Origin of the sequence: Pseudomonas sp. BYT-1 (assembly GCF_023611805.1) — a bacterium.
Classification (GTDB): Bacteria; Pseudomonadota; Gammaproteobacteria; order Pseudomonadales; family Pseudomonadaceae; genus Aquipseudomonas; species Aquipseudomonas guariconensis.
Map to the genome: position 1 here is coordinate 5,421,393 of NZ_CP072559.1, position 17,401 is coordinate 5,438,793.

At 62.9% G+C, this 17,401-nt stretch carries 19 protein-coding genes; 13 read left to right on the forward strand and 6 right to left on the reverse strand.

Features of this window, described 5'->3' with window-relative positions; translation table 11 throughout:
• Window positions 1–162: 162 nt before the first annotated feature.
• The 5 genes from J5X93_RS25455 to J5X93_RS25475 all read left to right on the forward strand — a co-directional run bounded on the left by J5X93_RS25455 (window position 163) and on the right by J5X93_RS25475 (window position 4,923).
• On the forward strand, window positions 163–1,035 hold the full coding sequence (locus J5X93_RS25455; protein ID WP_043209893.1) for a LysR family transcriptional regulator: 873 nt from the start codon (window positions 163–165) through the stop codon (window positions 1,033–1,035).
• Window positions 1,036–1,307: 272 nt separating this feature from the next.
• Entirely contained in the window at window positions 1,308–1,571 is a 264-nt protein-coding gene (rpoZ, locus tag J5X93_RS25460; RefSeq protein WP_008091595.1) for a DNA-directed RNA polymerase subunit omega, read from the forward strand.
• A gap of 59 nt (window positions 1,572–1,630) precedes the next feature.
• The gene (spoT, locus tag J5X93_RS25465; protein WP_043209897.1) at window positions 1,631–3,739 is read left to right on the forward strand and encodes a bifunctional GTP diphosphokinase/guanosine-3',5'-bis pyrophosphate 3'-pyrophosphohydrolase; all 2,109 of its coding nucleotides are present in this window, start codon (window positions 1,631–1,633) and stop codon (window positions 3,737–3,739) included.
• A 21-nt stretch (window positions 3,740–3,760) separates the two neighbouring features.
• A complete protein-coding gene (gene ridA / locus J5X93_RS25470) occupies window positions 3,761–4,141 on the forward strand; it encodes a deaminase RidA (RefSeq protein ID WP_043209898.1) in 381 nt (126 codons plus the stop codon).
• A gap of 56 nt (window positions 4,142–4,197) precedes the next feature.
• Complete coding sequence (locus J5X93_RS25475; RefSeq protein WP_090344200.1) at window positions 4,198–4,923, forward strand: hypothetical protein; 726 nt, start codon at window positions 4,198–4,200, stop codon at window positions 4,921–4,923.
• 126 nt (window positions 4,924–5,049) lie between these two features.
• On the opposite strand, the gene J5X93_RS25480 is transcribed toward J5X93_RS25475, so the two are convergent.
• The gene (locus J5X93_RS25480; RefSeq protein ID WP_043209901.1) at window positions 5,050–5,901 is read right to left on the reverse strand and encodes an SDR family oxidoreductase; all 852 of its coding nucleotides are present in this window, start codon (window positions 5,899–5,901) and stop codon (window positions 5,050–5,052) included.
• 191 nt (window positions 5,902–6,092) lie between these two features.
• Between J5X93_RS25480 and exbB the strand changes: the two genes are divergently transcribed.
• The 6 genes from exbB to J5X93_RS25510 all read left to right on the forward strand — a co-directional run bounded on the left by exbB (window position 6,093) and on the right by J5X93_RS25510 (window position 12,872).
• A complete protein-coding gene (gene exbB, locus J5X93_RS25485) occupies window positions 6,093–7,055 on the forward strand; it encodes a tonB-system energizer ExbB (protein WP_250034223.1) in 963 nt (320 codons plus the stop codon).
• 3 nt (window positions 7,056–7,058) lie between these two features.
• On the forward strand, window positions 7,059–7,487 hold the full coding sequence (gene exbD / locus J5X93_RS25490) for a TonB system transport protein ExbD (protein ID WP_043209902.1): 429 nt from the start codon (window positions 7,059–7,061) through the stop codon (window positions 7,485–7,487).
• Window positions 7,484–8,224: an energy transducer TonB gene (locus J5X93_RS25495; protein WP_250034226.1), complete on the forward strand. Its 741-nt coding sequence runs from the start codon at window positions 7,484–7,486 to the stop codon at window positions 8,222–8,224. The genes exbD and J5X93_RS25495 overlap by 4 nt, the downstream gene beginning before the upstream one ends.
• Window positions 8,225–8,318: 94 nt before the next feature.
• Window positions 8,319–9,245: a hydrogen peroxide-inducible genes activator gene (locus J5X93_RS25500; protein ID WP_043209907.1), complete on the forward strand. Its 927-nt coding sequence runs from the start codon at window positions 8,319–8,321 to the stop codon at window positions 9,243–9,245.
• A gap of 3 nt (window positions 9,246–9,248) precedes the next feature.
• A complete protein-coding gene (gene recG, locus J5X93_RS25505) occupies window positions 9,249–11,327 on the forward strand; it encodes an ATP-dependent DNA helicase RecG (protein WP_090344197.1) in 2,079 nt (692 codons plus the stop codon).
• 141 nt (window positions 11,328–11,468) lie between these two features.
• Window positions 11,469–12,872, forward strand: coding sequence for an aminoacyl-tRNA deacylase and HDOD domain-containing protein (locus tag J5X93_RS25510; RefSeq protein WP_043209911.1), 1,404 nt, complete (start codon window positions 11,469–11,471; stop codon window positions 12,870–12,872).
• Window positions 12,873–12,990: 118 nt separating this feature from the next.
• On the opposite strand, the gene J5X93_RS25515 is transcribed toward J5X93_RS25510, so the two are convergent.
• From J5X93_RS25515 to J5X93_RS25530, 4 genes are all read right to left on the reverse strand, one after another.
• Window positions 12,991–13,365, reverse strand: coding sequence for a hypothetical protein (locus tag J5X93_RS25515; protein ID WP_043209913.1), 375 nt, complete (start codon window positions 13,363–13,365; stop codon window positions 12,991–12,993).
• A 155-nt stretch (window positions 13,366–13,520) separates the two neighbouring features.
• On the reverse strand, window positions 13,521–13,820 hold the full coding sequence (locus tag J5X93_RS25520) for an HU family DNA-binding protein (protein WP_043209915.1): 300 nt from the start codon (window positions 13,818–13,820) through the stop codon (window positions 13,521–13,523).
• A 189-nt stretch (window positions 13,821–14,009) separates the two neighbouring features.
• On the reverse strand, window positions 14,010–15,158 hold the full coding sequence (locus J5X93_RS25525; protein ID WP_090344191.1) for an NAD(P)/FAD-dependent oxidoreductase: 1,149 nt from the start codon (window positions 15,156–15,158) through the stop codon (window positions 14,010–14,012).
• A 29-nt stretch (window positions 15,159–15,187) separates the two neighbouring features.
• On the reverse strand, window positions 15,188–15,355 hold the full coding sequence (locus J5X93_RS25530) for a rubredoxin (protein ID WP_011536423.1): 168 nt from the start codon (window positions 15,353–15,355) through the stop codon (window positions 15,188–15,190).
• A gap of 132 nt (window positions 15,356–15,487) precedes the next feature.
• Between J5X93_RS25530 and J5X93_RS25535 the strand changes: the two genes are divergently transcribed.
• Together J5X93_RS25535 and ubiA are read left to right on the forward strand one after the other, a co-directional pair.
• Window positions 15,488–16,045 (forward strand): chorismate--pyruvate lyase family protein, encoded by a 558-nt coding sequence (locus J5X93_RS25535; protein ID WP_090344189.1) that lies wholly within the window; start codon window positions 15,488–15,490, stop codon window positions 16,043–16,045.
• On the forward strand, window positions 16,045–16,935 hold the full coding sequence (gene ubiA, locus J5X93_RS25540) for a 4-hydroxybenzoate octaprenyltransferase (RefSeq protein WP_043209920.1): 891 nt from the start codon (window positions 16,045–16,047) through the stop codon (window positions 16,933–16,935). The genes J5X93_RS25535 and ubiA overlap by 1 nt, the downstream gene beginning before the upstream one ends.
• Window positions 16,936–17,023: 88 nt before the next feature.
• Here the strand turns inward: ubiA and J5X93_RS25545 are convergent, their stop codons facing one another.
• A complete protein-coding gene (locus J5X93_RS25545) occupies window positions 17,024–17,395 on the reverse strand; it encodes a COG4315 family predicted lipoprotein (protein WP_182942022.1) in 372 nt (123 codons plus the stop codon).
• Window positions 17,396–17,401: the final 6 nt, after the last annotated feature.

Sequence of the window (17,401 nt, forward strand, 5' to 3'; positions counted from 1 at the left end):
GGCGCCTCGCGGGCGGCGATGGTTGCTACTGTTGTTCTTTTCACTGTCCCATCGTTGGGGATAGGGTGCGACCCGGTGTGCATTGATTCCCGGGGGCCGTTCCACTATAAAATGGCCTCAACGCAACAGACATTGGCATTTCGGCAAGCAGAGCGTGCAACAATGCAATATCAGATTACCCATGCCGACCTTTCGTTGGTCCTGGCCCTGGAGCGTGGTCGCTCGCTGGCCAAAGCCGCCGAACTGCTCAAAGTAGACGTCTCGACGGTGTTTCGCTCGATTCGCCGACTGGAGTCCGCACTGGGCACAGCACTGTTCGTCAAGAGTCGCAAAGGCTACCTGCCCACCGATACCGCCCAGGCCCTGGCAGAGCAGGCCGAGCGCGCCGAGCAGGCGCTCGATGCCGCTCGCATCGCCCTGACCAGCGGGGAACAGGTCGTCAGCGGTACCGTTCGTCTGACATGTACTGAAGCCGTCATGCACAGCCTGCTGCTGCCAGCGCTGGCTGACTTCATGTCGAACTACCCTGCCCTGTCGCTGGAACTGGGCACCTCCAACACCTTCGCCAACCTCAGTCGACGCGATGCCGACATCGCGCTTCGCCTGACCAACACACCGCCCGAGCACCTTGTCGGCCGCTGCCTGGGCTCCACGTCCTACGTGGTCTGTGGCCAAGCGCAGTGGCGCGAGCGGCTGGGCGAATCGCACCACAGCGTACCGTGGATCGCCCCGGACGACTCGATGCAGGACCATCCCACAGTCGTCTGGCGCAACCAGCAGTACCCTGGCTTGAACCCACGCTACCAGTGCAGCAGCATGTCGACCATCGCCCAGCTGGTCAGCACCGGGCTTGGCGTCGCGGCATTACCGGACTACATGGTCGATGCCCTGCCCGAGGTTGAAGCCCTGAGCGGCCCCCTGCCCGGTTGCGATACCCAGCTGTGGCTGCTGACCCGCCCGGACTGCCGAGCGCTGCGCTCGGTACAGACCTTGTTCGAAGAGCTCACCCCGCGCCTGCGCGACGCCATGTTGTGATAACGCGCCAAGGAGGGTTGTCTGCCGTCTATGCATCCCGTTATCGTCAGGGTAGAGCGTGCCGGTGTCTGTTCCGGTGCTTTCGCGAACAAGTCCGCTCCCACAAGCACAACGCTGTGTCTGTGGGTTTACCCGCGAAGCAGCCAATACAGGCCCGACAGACCAGCACCTGACAAAACAGCGCTTCCCTATTGGCTGGTGATTTTTTAAACTATCGAGTCCGCCTGCCCACTCTGGGCTGCACGCTAACGCATTTGCTACTGAGGAAGACCATGGCCCGCGTAACTGTTGAAGACTGCCTGGAACACGTGGATAACCGCTTTGAGCTGGTCATGCTCTCGACCAAGCGCGCCCGTCAGCTGGCCACCGGCGGCAAAGAGCCGCGCGTTGCATGGGAAAACGACAAGCCGACCGTCGTCGCCCTGCGCGAGATCGCCGAAGGTATCGTCACTCCCGAGTTCATCGCCGCCGAAGAGATCGTAACGGAAGATCCAGTCTTCGCTGCGTTCGAGGACGAGAACAACGAGGCTGTCTGATCCATGCCCGGTCGACATCGTGCGGCACAAGGCCCTCTCCCTCGGCAGGAGGTGAACCCATGCCGGGTATAGAAGCCCTCGCCGAACGGCTGTCGACCTACCTCGGCCCCGACCAGGTCAATCTGGTCCGCCGGGCCTACTTCTACGCCGAACAGGCGCACGATGGCCAACGCCGCCGCAGCGGCGAGCCCTACGTGACCCATCCGCTGGCCGTGGCCAGCATCCTGGCCGACATGCACATGGACCATCAAAGCCTGATGGCCGCCATGCTGCACGATGTGATCGAAGACACCGGCATCGCCAAGGAAGCCCTCTGCCAGCAATTCGGCGAAACTGTCGCCGAGCTGGTCGACGGGGTCAGCAAGCTGACCCAGATGAACTTCGAGACCAAGGCCGAGGCCCAGGCCGAAAACTTCCAGAAGATGGCCATGGCCATGGCCCGGGACATCCGTGTGATCCTGGTCAAGCTGGCCGACCGCCTGCACAACATGCGCACCCTGGAAGTGCTCTCTGGCGAAAAACGCCGACGCATCGCCAAGGAAACCCTCGAAATCTACGCCCCTATCGCCAATCGCCTGGGCATGCACAATGTGCGCGTGGAATTCGAAGACCTCGGCTTCAAAGCGATGCACCCGATGCGTTCCTCGCTCATCCATCGCGCCGTCAAGAGCGCCCGTGGCAACCGCAAGGAAATCGTCGCCAAGATCGAACAGTCGCTGGCCAATTGCCTGGCCGCGGACGGCATCGAGGGCGAGGTCAGCGGCCGGCAAAAACACCTCTATGGCATCTACAAGAAGATGCGCGGCAAGCGCCGCGCCTTCAACGAGATCATGGACGTGTATGCCTTCCGCATCATCGTCGACAAGGTCGATACCTGCTATCGCGTGCTCGGCGCCGTACACAACCTGTACAAGCCGCTGCCCGGTCGCTTCAAGGACTACATCGCGATTCCCAAGGCCAACGGCTACCAGTCGCTGCACACGACGCTGTTCGGCATGCACGGCGTACCCATCGAGATCCAGATCCGCACTCGCGAAATGGAAGAGATGGCCAACAACGGGATCGCCGCCCACTGGCTGTACAAGTCCAACGAGGACGAACAGCCCAAGGGCAACCATGCCCGCGCCCGGCAATGGGTCAAGGGCATCCTCGAACTGCAGCAGCGTGCCGGCAACTCGCTGGAATTCATCGAGAGCGTCAAGATCGATCTGTTCCCGGACGAAGTCTACGTCTTCACGCCCAAGGGCCGGATCATGGAGCTGCCCAAAGGCTCCACCGCCGTCGACTTCGCCTACGCAGTGCACACCGACGTCGGCAACAGCTGCATCGCCTGCCGCATCAATCGCCGCCTGGCGCCCTTGTCCGAGCCGCTGCAAAGCGGCTCGACAGTGGAAATCGTCAGCGCACCGGGCGCACGCCCCAATCCGGCCTGGCTCAACTTCGTGGTCACCGGCAAGGCGCGTACGCACATTCGTCACGCACTCAAGCAGCAACGCCGCTCCGAGTCGATCAGCCTGGGCGAACGCCTGCTGAACAAGGTGCTCACCGGTTTCGACAGCAGCCTGGAGAAAATCCCGCCGGAGCGCATCCAGTCCATTCTCAGCGAATACCGACTGGAACTGCTCGAGGATCTGCTCGAAGACATCGGCCTGGGCAATCGCATGGCCTATGTTGTGGCTCGCCGCCTGTTGTCCGCCGAAGGCGAGCAACTGCCCGCACCGGAAGGCCCACTGGCCATCCGCGGCACCGAAGGCCTGGTGCTCAGCTACGCCAAGTGCTGCACCCCGATCCCCGGCGACCCGATCGTCGGGCACCTGTCGGCGGGCAAAGGCATGGTCGTGCACCTGGAAAACTGCCGCAACATCAGTGAAATCCGCCACAACCCGGAAAAATGCGTGCAGCTCTCCTGGGCCAAGGACATCACCGGTGAGTTCAATGTCGAACTGCGTGTCGAGCTGGAGCACCAGCGCGGCCTGATCGCCTTGTTGGCCAGCAGCGTCAATGCCGCCGACGGCAATATCGAAAAAATCAGCATGGACGAACGCGACGGCCGTATCAGCGTGGTCCAACTGGTGGTCAGCGTGCATGATCGCGTGCACCTGGCCCGCGTGATCAAGAAGTTGCGTACCCTGACCGGCGTGGTCCGCATCACCCGCATGCGTACGTAGTCCGTCAACCAAGGAGTCATCATGACCAAGACCGTCATCAACAGCGACAAGGCCCCAGCCGCCATCGGCACCTACTCCCAGGCGATCAAGGCCGGCAACACCGTCTACATGTCCGGCCAGATCCCGCTGGATCCGAAAACCATGGAACTGGTCGAAGGCTTCGAAGCCCAGACCGTCCAGGTCTTCGAAAACCTCAAGGCCGTTGCCGAGGCCGCTGGCGGTTCGTTCAAAGACATCGTCAAGCTGAACATCTTCCTCACCGACCTGAGCCACTTCGCCAAGGTCAACGAGATCATGGGTCGTTACTTCGAGCAGCCTTACCCAGCGCGCGCCGCTATCGGCGTTGCCGCTCTGCCGAAAGGCTCCCAGGTCGAGATGGACGCGATCCTGGTCATCGAGTGATGCCTCCGGTGGCGGGCGCCCTGCCCGTCACCTTTCCTGCCCCAAGGTTTTACGCCATGCGCCATGCCCTGCCCCTTGCACTGGCAGCCCTGCTCCTGGGCGGCTGTGCCAGTCACAAACCTGAAGACTACAACGGCACCTGGATCAACCAGGACGCCATCGATGCCGCCGACGGCAGCAGCCTGCACCAGGCCCTGAGCAAAAAAGGGCCCGTACTCGAATGGAAAATCGACACCGCCAACCAGCAAGCCAGCTACAGCAACGGCTTCGAGGCAGTGGATGGTTACCTGAGCGCGAAGGAAGACCAGTGGCAGGCCAGCTTCACCGGCGGCCAGACCGAGCAACTGGACCTCAGTGGCGACAAACTGCGCGTCACCTCGCAAAACGGCAACAAGCAGACCTTCGTGAAGGTACCGACGGCCTCCGCCAACACACCGCTTGGCGGCAGTTTTGAAAAGGCCCTGTATACCGCCTATCTGGGTGGCGAGTGGAAGATCGTCGAGGGCCCGGGCAAGGGTGCGACGGTGCGCTTCGCCGACAACGGCAGCGTGACCGGCCTGCCGAATCTGGATCGCTACGCACTCTGCCTGGCGGGTGATTGCGCCGACATGGGCGGCGACAACGACAGCCTGTGGTTGGAGCGCAACCAACGAGGCGCGCCGTGGATATTCAAGCGCGACGGCGACACGCTGGAGATCCATCAAGCGGTCAATCGTGCCCAGCCAGACGAAAAGCCGCAGCTGGCCCCCGGCGCCCGGCAGTGGGTGCTTGAGCGCGACTGATTCGACCTCGCAAGTCCCTCGCTCCCACAGGCACCGCGGCACTCTCGATAACGCCACGGTGCCTGTGGGACGGGTTTAGCTGCGAAAACCCGAGGCGGTCCTGCAAGAAGCAGCCTTGATTGCGGTCTACCCTTTCAAGATCGCGGTGTACCCTTCCCTGTAGCTTGGATACTGTGGCGCCCATCCCAGCGCACGTGCTCGTGCATTGCTGCAGCGCTTGCTGCCGGTACGCCGAACGCGTTGCTCGTCCGACCATTCGCTCACGCCCATGTACTGGCGCAGCCAGCCCACTACCTCGGCCAAGGGTGCAGGGTCGTCATCAACGCCGATATAGCATGCGTCCAGCGCCACGTCCCGGGCGTCGGCCTGGAGCAGGAAGGCCAGCAAACCTGCCGCATCCTCGGCGTGGATGCGGTTGCCATACAGCGGCGGCTCCTCGGCCACCCGATAACCCTGACGCACCTGGCTGAGCAGCCATTCCCGACCCGGGCCATAGATGCCAGTCAGGCGCACGAGCGTTGCGGGCAGCCCGCTGTGCAGCGCCAAATGCTCGGCCTGCAGCATCACGCGGCCCGAATAGCTTTGGGGTTCGGTCACCGCGTCTTCGTCGACCCACTCGCCCTGCGCCTGCGCATACACACTGCTGCTGGACACGAACAGCAGCCGCCGGGGCTGCTGTCCACGCGCCTTTAGCCAATCGAGTACATGACGCAGACCGTCGACATAAGCGGCCTGGTATCCCGCCTCATCGTGTTGGCTGGCGGCCACGCAGTACACCAAATAGTCGGGCGAACGCTGGGGCCAGGCTGCCGGTATCGCGGGCTCGGAGAGGTCGGCGGCAATCGGCACGACGCCCGCAGGCAGGTGCTCGACCGAGCGTCGCAAGCCACTGACCTGCCAGCCCAGCGCCAGCAACTGGCGAGCTAGACGACCGCCTACATCACCGCAGCCAACGATCATCACGCAGGGTTCGGACATTTCAATCGCTCCACAGGCAAAGGTTCAGGCTAACCGGATTAATCGATAGGCGGCTAGACGATGGTTAAAAAAGGCAACTTTATTACTTCTGCTAACAAGAATTACTTGCAATAATGGCGCCCTATCTGTTCTCGGCCCGCCTCGAGGCCTTGGAGAACGTCACCTTTTTATCTTCATCAGGTCCGGCCAGCATGACACGTACACAATCCTCCGCTTCGCCAACCACGTCGCGCGCATGGCGCGCCATCGCCGCGCTGACCCTCAGCCTGGTGCTGGCCCCGGCCGCCATGGCCGATGAGCCTGCCACCGCAGCCACCAGCGCCCCCGCTGCCGCTGCAGCACCTGCCGCCCCGGCTCCAACCGGTGAAACCCAGGCCCCCGCTGCTACCCCCAATGCCCAGGCACCTGCGGACGAGAACGTCCAGGCCCTGGTCGAAGACACCTCTCTGGGCATGGCACACGATCTTTCTCCCTGGGGCATGTATAAGAACGCCGACGTCGTCGTCAAAGCCGTGATGATCGGCCTGGCCATCGCCTCGCTGATCACCTGGACCATCTGGATCGCCAAGGGCTTCGAGCTGATGGGTGCCAAGCGCCGACTGCGTGGCGAAATCGCCTTGCTGAAGAAAGCAGCCAGCCTCAAGGAAGCGAGCGACGCCGCCAACAAGGCAGGCACCCTGGCCCACACCTTGGTCCATGATGCGCTGGACGAAATGCGCCTCTCGGTCAATGCCCGTGAGAAGGAAAGCATCAAAGAGCGCGTCAGCTTCCGCTTGGAGCGCCTGGTCGCCGCCAGCGGCCGCAGCATGAGCAGCGGCACCGGCATGCTTGCCACCATCGGTTCCACTGCGCCTTTCGTCGGTCTGTTCGGTACCGTCTGGGGCATCATGAACAGCTTCATCGGCATCGCCAAGACCCAGACCACCAACCTGGCCGTAGTCGCCCCCGGCATCGCCGAAGCCCTGCTGGCCACCGCCCTGGGCCTGGTCGCGGCCATTCCGGCCGTGGTCATCTATAACGTCTTCGCCCGCTCGATTGCCGGCTACAAGGCCCAGGTCTCCGACGCCTCGGCCCAGGTACTGCTGCTGGTGAGCCGCGACCTGGACCACCAGGGTGGCGAGCGCGTTGCCCCGCACATGGTGAAAGTGGGGTAAGCCATGGGCCTGCATCTGAACGAAGGTGGCGACGACCTCGCCGAAAACCACGAAATCAACGTCACGCCTTTCATCGACGTCATGCTGGTGCTGCTGATCATCTTCATGGTCGCCGCACCGCTGGCTACCGTCGACATCAAGGTCGACCTACCAGCCTCGACCGCCAAGCCGGCGCCGAGGCCCGAGAAGCCGGTGTTCGTCAGCGTCAAGACCGACAAGAAACTCTATGTCGGCGATGACGAGGTGGCCCAGCGCGACCAGCTTGGCGCAATGCTCGATGCCAAGACCAAGGGTGACAAGGAAACCACGATCTTCTTCCAGGCCGACAAAGGGGTTGATTACGGCGACCTGATGGAAGTGATGAACACCATGCGCGCCGCCGGCTACCTCAAGGTCGGCCTGGTCGGTCTCGAAACGGCAGCCAAGCAATGACAACGACACGGTCCAACCTGGCGCGCTACGGCGTCAGCCTGGCGATCGTGCTGGGCGTGCATGTGCTGGCGGTGCTACTGACCCTGAACTGGTCCGTGCCCCAGGCCGTCGAGCTACCACCGGCAGCCATGATGGTCGAGCTGGCGCCGCTGCCCGCACCGGCACCGGCACCGCCACCACCGCCCAAGGCCGCACCGCAGCCTCCGGCACCGGTCGAAGAGCCTCCGCTACCCAAGCTGGTAGAGGCGCCCAAGCCGAAGATCGCCATCGCCAAACCACCCAAGCCCAAGGCCAAGCCTCAACCGCCCAAGCCTGAGAAAAAACCTGAGCCGCCGAAGGATTTGCCACCGGCCAAGGAACAGGTCGCGGACACGCCGCCCAGCAACACGCCACCGCAGAAATCGGCGGCACCAGCGCCGAGCATCGCGTCCAATAGCAATGCGCTGCCGACGTGGCAGAGCGACTTGCTGCGCCACCTGGCCAAGTACAAGCGGTATCCGGAAGACGCTCGCCGCCGTGGTCTGCAAGGCATCAACAGGCTGCGCTTCGTGGTAGACGCCGAAGGCAAGGTGTTGTCGTTCTCGCTGGCCGGTGGTTCGGGCAGTGCGGCGCTAGACCGAGCGACCCTGGAAATGATCCGCCGGGCGCAGCCAGTACCCAAGCCGCCGAAGGAATTGCTGAACAATGGCCAGATCGAAGTCGTGGCGCCGTTCGTCTACTCGCTGGACCGTCGCTGATACTTTTGTTTCTGTCACAAAACAGCAAGTCTGATAACGTGCGTCTATCGATTGCAGCCGCTATGCTGGGGCCGCAACTTCATGGACGCACGTTATGACCCTCACAGAATTACGCTACATCGTCACACTCGCCCAGGAGCAGCATTTCGGCCACGCCGCCGAGCGTTGCCATGTCAGCCAGCCGACCCTGTCGGTCGGTGTGAAGAAACTCGAGGACGAGCTTGGCGTGCTGATCTTCGAGCGCAGCAAGAGCGCGGTGCGCCTGACCCCGGTCGGCGAAAGCATCGTCGCCCAGGCGCAGAAGGTTCTGGAGCAGGCCCAAGGTATTCGCGAACTGGCCCAGGCCGGCAAGAACCAACTCACCGCGCCGCTCAAGGTCGGTGCCATCTATACCGTCGGCCCCTATCTCTTCCCGCACCTCATTCCTCAGCTGCACCGGGTCGCCCCGCAGATGCCGCTGTACATCGAAGAGAACTTCACCCACGTACTGCGCGAAAAACTGCGCAACGGCGAGCTGGACGCGGTGATCATCGCCCTGCCGTTCAACGAGGCGGACGTGCTGACGTTGCCGCTGTACGACGAGCCCTTCTACGCGCTGATGCCCGCCGATCACCCTTGGACCGCCAAGAAGACCATCGACACCGCCATGCTCAATGACAAGAGCCTGTTGCTGCTCGGCGAGGGCCACTGCTTCCGTGATCAAGTGCTGGAGGCCTGCCCGACCATCAACAAGGGCGGCGAAGGCTCCAAGCACACCACGGTCGAATCCAGCTCGCTGGAAACCATCCGCCACATGGTCGCCTCCGGCCTTGGCGTGTCGATCCTGCCGCTGTCGGCCGTACACAGCCACCATTACGCCCCAGGCGTGATCGAGGTGCGCCCACTCACGGCGCCTTCGCCTTTCCGTACCGTCGCCATCGCCTGGCGCGCCAGCTTCCCGCGGCCCAAGGCCATCGAGATCCTCGCCGACTCGATCCGCCTCTGCTCGGTCGCCAAGCCGCCTGCGGAAAAATCGGCCTGACCCATGACCGAGCTGTCGACTGTCCCGGTGACCGCCCTCAAGGGTGTTGGCGAAGCCATGGCCGAGAAACTGGCCAAGGTCGGCTTGGAGAACCTGCAAGATCTGCTGTTCCACCTGCCGCTGCGCTATCAGGATCGCACCCGCGTGGTGCCCATCGGGGCTTTGCGTCCCGGTCAGGACGCGGTGATCGAAGGTGTGGTCAGCGGCGCCGACGTGACCATGGGCAAGCGCCGCAGCCTGGTGGTGCGCCTGGGAGATGGAACCGGCGTGCTGAGCCTGCGTTTCTATCATTTCAGCAATGCCCAGAAAGAAGGCCTCAAGCGTGGCACCCATTTGCGCTGCTACGGCGAGGCCCGCCCCGGTGCGTCGGGGCTTGAGATCTATCACCCGGAGTACCGGGCGCTCAATGGCAACGAACCGGCGCCACCAGTCGAACAGACCCTGACGCCCATCTATCCGAGTACCGAAGGCCTGACACAGCAACGCCTGCGCCTGTTGTGCCAGCAGAGCCTGGCCATGCTCGGCCCGCGCAGCCTGCCGGACTGGCTGCCCGAAGAACTGGCCCGGGATTACCACCTGGCGCCGCTGGACGATGCGATCCGCTACCTGCACAACCCACCGGCCGACGCCGACCTCGACGAACTCGCCGAAGGCCAGCACTGGGCCCAGCATCGCCTGGCCTTCGAAGAGCTGCTGACCCATCAGCTCTCCCAACAGCGCCTGCGCGAAAGCCTGCGCGCCCTGCGAGCCCCGGTATTGCCCAAGGCCAGCCGCCTGCCAGCGCAATACCTGGCCAACCTGGGCTTCAGCCCCACCGGCGCCCAGCAGCGAGTCGGCAACGAAATCGCCTACGACCTCAGCCAGCCCGAGCCGATGATGCGCCTGGTGCAGGGCGATGTCGGCGCAGGCAAGACGGTAGTCGCGGCCCTTGCCGCCTTGCAGGCCTTGGAAGCCGGCTACCAGGTGGCCCTCATGGCGCCTACCGAGATCCTCGCCGAACAGCATTACCTGACCTTCAAACGCTGGCTCGAGCCCTTAGGCATCGAGGTGGCCTGGCTGGCGGGCAAGCTCAAAGGCAAGGCGCGCGCCAGCGCCTTGGAGCAGATCGCCAGCGGTGTGCCGATGGTGGTCGGCACCCATGCGCTGTTCCAGGAAGAAGTGAAGTTTCGCCGCCTGGCCCTGGCGATCATCGACGAGCAGCACCGGTTTGGCGTACAGCAGCGTTTGGCCTTACGCCAGAAAGGCGTGGACGGCGCGCTGTGCCCGCACCAGTTGATCATGACCGCCACCCCGATTCCGCGGACGCTGGCGATGAGCGCCTACGCCGACCTGGACACCTCCATCCTCGACGAGTTGCCCCCTGGCCGTACCCCGGTGAACACCGTGCTGGTGGCCGACAGCCGGCGCTTCGAAGTGGTCGAGCGGGTACGCGCGGCCTGCGCCGAAGGGCGCCAGGCGTATTGGGTCTGTACCCTGATCGAAGAGTCGGAAGAACTGACCTGCCAGGCGGCAGAAAGCACCTTCGAAGAGCTGGGCAGCGCCCTGGGCGAACTGCGTGTGGGCCTGATCCACGGACGCATGAAACCGGCGGAAAAAGCCGCGGTGATGGCCGAGTTCAAGGCCGGCAATCTCCAGTTGCTGGTGGCGACCACCGTGATCGAGGTGGGCGTGGATGTGCCCAATGCCAGCCTGATGATCATCGAGAACCCCGAGCGCCTGGGCCTTGCCCAGTTGCACCAGCTGCGCGGTCGGGTGGGCCGGGGCAGCGCGGTCAGCCATTGCGTGCTGCTCTATCATCCGCCCCTGTCGCAGATCGGCCGTGAACGCCTGGGTATCATGCGCGAAACCAATGACGGCTTCGTCATCGCCGAGAAAGACCTGGAGCTGCGCGGCCCCGGCGAAATGCTCGGCACCCGCCAGACCGGTCTGCTGCAGTTCAAGGTAGCGGATCTGATGCGTGACGCAGATCTGCTCCCTGCCGTGCGTGATGCAGCCCAGGCGCTGCTGGCCCGTTGGCCCGACCATGTCAGCCCACTGTTGGACCGCTGGCTGCGCCATGGCCAACAGTACGGACAGGTGTGATGCCGATCACGAAATGCACCCAAACCTAGAGGCCTGTTTTGCAGCCTCACGCTGCCTGGGCCACCATCGAAGCATAATGGATCCAGTTATCGCGCCGGGTGGTTATACTTCGCGTTTAAAAGAAAACCTTGGACTCAGACCATGACTGAAGTTGCCCTGGATACTTCGACCCCACACGCACCCTCTGTCATTCGGCTGTTGCTCGACAAGCTCGGCGTGCCCTACCGCGAAGTGCCCGAGCATGCGCAGCTACCGGTCAACGCTCGAGTCCAGGCGATCCTTCTCGACGACGAAGTCGGCGCTTTGATGGTGCTGTTCCCGCAGAGCCAATTGCTGGACTTGAACCGCCTGACCGAGCTTACCGGTCGCAAGCTGGTGGCCGTGCCGGTCGCACGCCTTGCGCACATGCTCGACAAGCATGCTCTCAAGACCCTGCCGGGGATCCCGGCACTGACCAGCTACCCCTGCCTCTACGAAGCCAGCCTGCTGAAAGTCGACAATCTGCTGATCCAGTCCGGTGAGCCCGGCTTGCTGCTTGAGATCCCACGCGAAGCGTTCAAAGGCATGTTGAGCAAAGCCAGCGCGGGTAACTTCGGCGAACAGACCCACGACATCCGGCCCAACCTCGACCGCCCGCACGATGACCCCCAGGAAATCACCCGCGCCGTCCAGGCCTTCACCGCACGACGCATCCAGCAACGCCTCGAGCAGACCATCGAGATTCCTCCGCTGGCGGACACCGCACAGAAAATCATTAAACTGCGCGTCGACCCCAATGCCAGCATCGATGACATCACCGGTGTCGTGGAAACCGACCCGGCCCTGGCCGCTCAGGTGGTCAGTTGGGCAGCCTCGCCTTACTACGCCTCGCCCGGCAAGATCCGTTCGGTGGAGGATGCCATCGTGCGCGTACTGGGCTTCGACCTAGTGATCAACCTGGCCTTGGGCCTGGCGCTAGGCAAGACTTTGAGCCTGCCCAAGGATCACCCTCAGCAAACCACGCCTTACTGGCAGCAGTCGATCTACACCGCTGCGGTTATCGAAGGCCTGACCCGTGCCATGCCCCGAGCCGAGCGACCTGAGGCCGGCCTGACCTACCTGGCGGGCCTTCTGCACAATTTCGGGTATTTGCTGCTGGCGCACGTGTTTCCGCCGCACTTCTCGCTGATCTGCCGCCATCTGGAGGTCAATCCGCACCTGTGTCACACCTACGTGGAGCAACACCTGCTGGGCATCAGCCGCGAACAGATCGGCGCCTGGCTGATGAAGCTGTGGGACATGCCTGAAGAGCTGTGCACCGCGCTGCGCTTCCAGCACGACCCGAGCTATGAGGGGGAGAATTCGGCGTTCCCCAACCTGGTGTGCCTGGCGATTCGCCTGTTGCGGGCCCGCGGTATCGGCTCAGGGCCTCAGGAGGAGATTCCCGAGGCCTTGCTGGAACGGCTGAGCCTGACCCGGGAAAAGGCCGACGATGTCGTGAACAAGGTGCTGGAGGCCGAGGCGTTGCTGCGCGAACTGGCCTCGCAGTTCCATGCCCCGCATTAAGCGGTGAGCAGCTGTGGGAGCAACCGTCTTGTGCACCGGCCTGCTCAGGTAAACCCGTGACCCCTAGAGGGTCGCGGCTTACCCGCCGAGAAGACAACAGGAAAAGCCGCTCCCCGTATCAACCCTTCTTCTTGGGCTTGAGGTATTTCATCAGGCCCTGGAACCAGATGACCAGCGCCGGATTGCCCTTGATCTGGATACTCTTGTCCTGAATGCCTTGCATGAAGGCCAGCTGCTTGTTGCTGGCCTGGAGCGTGGCGAAGCCAAAGGCTGCGTCCTTGAAGGCAATGGCGAAGGCCGGCTGCGGGTGCAGGCCCCCTTTACTGCTGATGCGCTCGCCGCTGACGATGAAATGCCGGCCAATCCGGCCATCGAGGGTCTGCATCTGGAACACCAGATCCTTGTCACGCAATTGTTGCTGGAACGCCGGATTGTTGCGGCTGGCCCTGGCCATCAACAGGCCCATGGCCCAGAGCAGGAAGCGAAACTTCATCAACACGCCTCGACTAAAAAGTGACTGAGCGGCGCAGTTTATCCTTTTATTGGTCGCTCAATGCAAATCTGCTGTTTCGATGATTTTCCAGGTACCTGAATGCACAACGGGCGCCCAGGGCGCCCGTTTGGATAACCACTGTTATCGATGAAGGGTCATTTGCCTTTTTTCGCAGGCTTGGCGGGTTGGTTGACGCTGTCGCGCAAGTTCTTGCCGGGCTTGAAGGCAACAGTGTTGCTGGCTTTGATCTTGACGGGCTGGCCGGTCTGCGGGTTCTTGCCGGTGCGGGCGCCACGATGACGTTTTTCAAAAGTACCGAAACCGACCAGGGTGACCGTGTCCTTGTCCAGCGCACCGGTGATGCTGTCGAGGATCGCATTCAAGACCTGGTTGGCCTTTTCCTTGGTCAAGTCGGCCTTTTCGGCGATAACAGCGGCGAGTTCTGGTTTACGCATAGTGAAGCCTCTTATACGGGATTTCTTGTTGTTATTGCCGTGCTGCTTCGCGAAGCAGCGTTCAAGGCACCGCAGGCTCTAATCTGCGGCAGACGGGAGTGAGAATGGCACGCTCACCGAAGCCGCGCCAGTACTTGGGTGGCCATTGTCGCTTCAAGAACAGGACATACCCGACAGAGCGCCCGCTATTTACGCCATCAGGGGTGGCAACTGCCGATTGAGCGCCAGCTTTTCCATCACCGCCGTGCCGGTCAACGCATAGCCCAGCAGCTGGCCAGAGGCATCGCGGCAGAGCACCTTGAGGTCGGCGCCCTGCCCCTCGACCTGCCAGACACCTTCGCGCCCAGGAGGGGGCGGGGAAACCACCAGCGGGCACGCTGGGGTTTTAACGGTCACTGGCATCGGCCCATAGGCGACAGCGGTAGGGTTGCCAGCGAGCGTCTGGGCCAAAGCACGGGCGCAGGTCATCAGCGGCATGACATAGAGCAGGTTGATTCCATCGACCTCGGCGCAATCGCCCAGGGCGAAGATATTGGCGTGGGAGGTGCGCAACTGCCGGTCCACCACCACACCCCGGTTTGTCTGCAAGCCCGCGGCAGCGGCAAGGTCCGTGCGCGGGCGCAGGCCGATGGCCGAGACCACCAGGTCACAGGCGATCACGCGGCCATCGGACAGGTGTGCCTCCAGGCCTTGTTCATCGCGCTGCAGGCGGGTCAGCACCGGCCCCAGATGAAAGCGGACCCCAAGCCCCTCCAGGCCCGCCTGTACCGCACTGGCCGCAGCAGGGTGCAGTAGGGTTGGCATCACTTGCTCACAAGGGGCGACCACATCGACTTCGAAGCCGCCAAGGCTCATGTCGTTGGCGAACTCGCACCCGATCAGGCCAGCGCCGAGGATCAGCACCCGGTGTTTGCCTGCCGCCGCGGCCCGAAAGCGCCCATAGTCTTCAAGATCATTGATGGGGAAGACCAGGTCAGCCGCATCGCCCTCGATCGGCACTTGGACCGTCTGTGCCCCCCACGCCAGGATGAGATCGCGGTACTCGACCGCCTCTTCACCGATCCACAGACGCTTGTGGCCAGGATCGATGCCACTGATGGGAGTATGGGTGCGGATTTCGGCCTTGAGCTGTTCGGCCATGGCGCCCGGCTCGGCCATGCACAGGCCGTCGGCATCCTTCTGCTTGGCAAAGCCGGTGGAAAGCATGGGCTTGGAGTAGGAACGGCCATCGTCGGCAGTGATCAGCAACAGCGGCGTATCGCTGTCGAGCTTGCGAAACTCCCGGGCCAGATTGTAGCCCGCAAGGCCGGTACCGATGATCACCACGGGGGACGTCATGTCATGCTCCTCTCGTTGAACAGGTGTGATCAGCCGATGGCGATCATTTCGAAATCACTCTTGCCGACACCACAGTCGGGGCACAGCCAGTCTTCCGGCACGTCTTCCCAGCGGGTGCCCGGGGCGATGCCGTCATCCGGCCAGCCTTCGGCCTCGTCGTAGATCAGGCCACAGACAATGCATTGCCACTTCTTCATCTCGTTCTTCCTCATCTGGATCAGGCGCGGCGGTACCGCAGGGGCTTTGTACTGGCCCTTCCAGCAGTATGCAAGCAACAGCGGCAAACATGCTAAGCTCGCCGCCTCTCTGGCTGTAACAAGCATACCGACGTGCCGTACGAAACCCCGCAAGCAGCCGCTGTCGCGTGGCTGCCGTATTCACAGCTGGCTGCCGGCATCGAACCGTCGATTCTCGACTGGCTCTTCGATCAAGGCTCTCTGACCCGCCGCCTGACCCACCTCTCCCGTGACCATTTCGCCGTCACCCCCCTGTTCGAGGGCTGGCAGCCCCTGCGCGATGACGAATGCCAAGCCTTGGGCCTGGCTCCTGGCGAAGAAGGCTGGGTGCGCGAAGTCTACTTGCGCGGCCATGACCAACCCTGGGTGTTCGCCCGCAGCGTGGCCGGGCGCAGCGCCCTGGAGCGCGGTGGCCTGAACCTCGAGACGTTGGGCAGCCGCTCGCTGGGCGAGCTATTGTTCTGCGACCAGGCCTTCACCCGTCACCCCATCGAAGTGTGCAGTTATCCACAGGCTTGGCTGCCGCCCGAAGCGCGCCATGCCAACCTGTGGGGGCGGCGTTCGCGGTTTGCCCGCGATGGCCTTGACCTGCTGGTGGCCGAGGTGTTCCTGCCGGCCCTATGGCAAGCGGCCAAGGAGGAAATCCGCTGATGTACCTGCAACTGCTCAAGTCGTTCAACCGCCTGCATCCCCGGGCCTGGGACTTCATCCAGCTCAGCCGCATGGACCGCCCGATCGGCATCTACCTGCTGCTGTGGCCCACCCTTTCTGCAGTGTGGATCGCCGGCAACGGCTCGCCGACGCTGGCCAATGTGCTGATCTTCGGCCTGGGCGTGGTACTGATGCGTGCCGCCGGCTGCTGCATCAACGACTTCGCCGACCGCAAGGTCGATGGCCATGTCAAACGCACCGCCGACAGGCCGCTGGCCAGCGGCCGGGTAAGGCCTCGCGAAGCGCTGATGCTGTTCGCGATCCTGGTGGGAGTGAGTTTCCTGCTCGTGCTGTGCACCAATGCCCGCACGGTATGGCTGTCGTTCGGCGCGGTGGCATTGGCGTTCTGCTACCCATTCATGAAGCGCTACACCTACTACCCCCAGGTGGTGCTGGGTGCGGCTTACTCGTGGGGTATCCCCATGGCGTTCACCGCCGCAGGGGGCGAGCTGCCGGCCAGCGCCTGGCTGTTGTACATCGCCAATTTGCTGTGGACCGTGGGCTATGACACCTATTACGCGATGGTGGACCGCGACGACGACCTGAAAATCGGCGTGAAATCCACGGCAATCCTCTTCGGCGAAGCCGACCGGACCATCATCCTGACCCTGCAAATGCTGTCGCTGGGCTGCCTGTTGCTGGCGGGCAATCGCTTCGACATGGGGGGATGGTTCCACTTGGGCCTGCTTGCGGCAGCTGGGTGCTTTGCCTGGGAATACTGGTCAACGCGCAAGCTGGACCGGGAATCGTGCTTCAAGGCCTTCCTGCACAATCACTGGGCAGGGATGCTGATCTTCATCGGTGTGGTGGTGGACTACGCATTGCGCTGAGCCCTGCACCATCGCTGTGGGACGGGTTTAGCCGCGAATCGATGGTGATTGCACCTTCGCATTCGCGGGTAAACCCGCTCTGTAAGGTTCAAGGCTTGGCGATATGCCAGACGTCCTTCACGCCGTCACCGGTCTTTTCCCCGGCTTTCTTGTCCTTGATGAAGGTATACAGCGGCTTGCCGTCATAGGCCCACTGCTTGGTCCCGTCATCGCGGGTGACCTGGGTCCACTTGTCCTTGGCGGGCTCGTCTTCGGCCTTGACCATCAACGGTGGCCAGTTCTTGGCGCACTCGCCGTTGCACATGGACTTGCCGTCGGCATCCTTGTCGAAGGTGTAGAGGGTCATGCCAGCATGATCGACCCACATGCCATCCTTTTCCATCGCGTGGTGGGCCGATGCCACCCCCGGTAGCGCCAGCGCAGCGAAAAGGGCCATCCAGCTCAGCGTATGTCGTGTCATTGGAAT

Coding starts and splice junctions, on each gene's coding strand:
- J5X93_RS25455 (WP_043209893.1), top strand. CDS start 163: ATGCAATATCAGATTACCCATGCCGACCTTTCGTTGGTCCTGGCCCTG.
- rpoZ (WP_008091595.1), top strand. CDS start 1,308: ATGGCCCGCGTAACTGTTGAAGACTGCCTGGAACACGTGGATAACCGC.
- spoT (WP_043209897.1), top strand. CDS start 1,631: ATGCCGGGTATAGAAGCCCTCGCCGAACGGCTGTCGACCTACCTCGGC.
- ridA (WP_043209898.1), top strand. CDS start 3,761: ATGACCAAGACCGTCATCAACAGCGACAAGGCCCCAGCCGCCATCGGC.
- J5X93_RS25475 (WP_090344200.1), top strand. CDS start 4,198: ATGCGCCATGCCCTGCCCCTTGCACTGGCAGCCCTGCTCCTGGGCGGC.
- J5X93_RS25480 (WP_043209901.1), bottom strand. CDS start 5,901: ATGTCCGAACCCTGCGTGATGATCGTTGGCTGCGGTGATGTAGGCGGT.
- exbB (WP_250034223.1), top strand. CDS start 6,093: ATGACACGTACACAATCCTCCGCTTCGCCAACCACGTCGCGCGCATGG.
- exbD (WP_043209902.1), top strand. CDS start 7,059: ATGGGCCTGCATCTGAACGAAGGTGGCGACGACCTCGCCGAAAACCAC.
- J5X93_RS25495 (WP_250034226.1), top strand. CDS start 7,484: ATGACAACGACACGGTCCAACCTGGCGCGCTACGGCGTCAGCCTGGCG.
- J5X93_RS25500 (WP_043209907.1), top strand. CDS start 8,319: ATGACCCTCACAGAATTACGCTACATCGTCACACTCGCCCAGGAGCAG.
- recG (WP_090344197.1), top strand. CDS start 9,249: ATGACCGAGCTGTCGACTGTCCCGGTGACCGCCCTCAAGGGTGTTGGC.
- J5X93_RS25510 (WP_043209911.1), top strand. CDS start 11,469: ATGACTGAAGTTGCCCTGGATACTTCGACCCCACACGCACCCTCTGTC.
- J5X93_RS25515 (WP_043209913.1), bottom strand. CDS start 13,365: ATGAAGTTTCGCTTCCTGCTCTGGGCCATGGGCCTGTTGATGGCCAGG.
- J5X93_RS25520 (WP_043209915.1), bottom strand. CDS start 13,820: ATGCGTAAACCAGAACTCGCCGCTGTTATCGCCGAAAAGGCCGACTTG.
- J5X93_RS25525 (WP_090344191.1), bottom strand. CDS start 15,158: ATGACGTCCCCCGTGGTGATCATCGGTACCGGCCTTGCGGGCTACAAT.
- J5X93_RS25530 (WP_011536423.1), bottom strand. CDS start 15,355: ATGAAGAAGTGGCAATGCATTGTCTGTGGCCTGATCTACGACGAGGCC.
- ubiA (WP_043209920.1), top strand. CDS start 16,045: ATGTACCTGCAACTGCTCAAGTCGTTCAACCGCCTGCATCCCCGGGCC.
- J5X93_RS25545 (WP_182942022.1), bottom strand. CDS start 17,395: ATGACACGACATACGCTGAGCTGGATGGCCCTTTTCGCTGCGCTGGCG.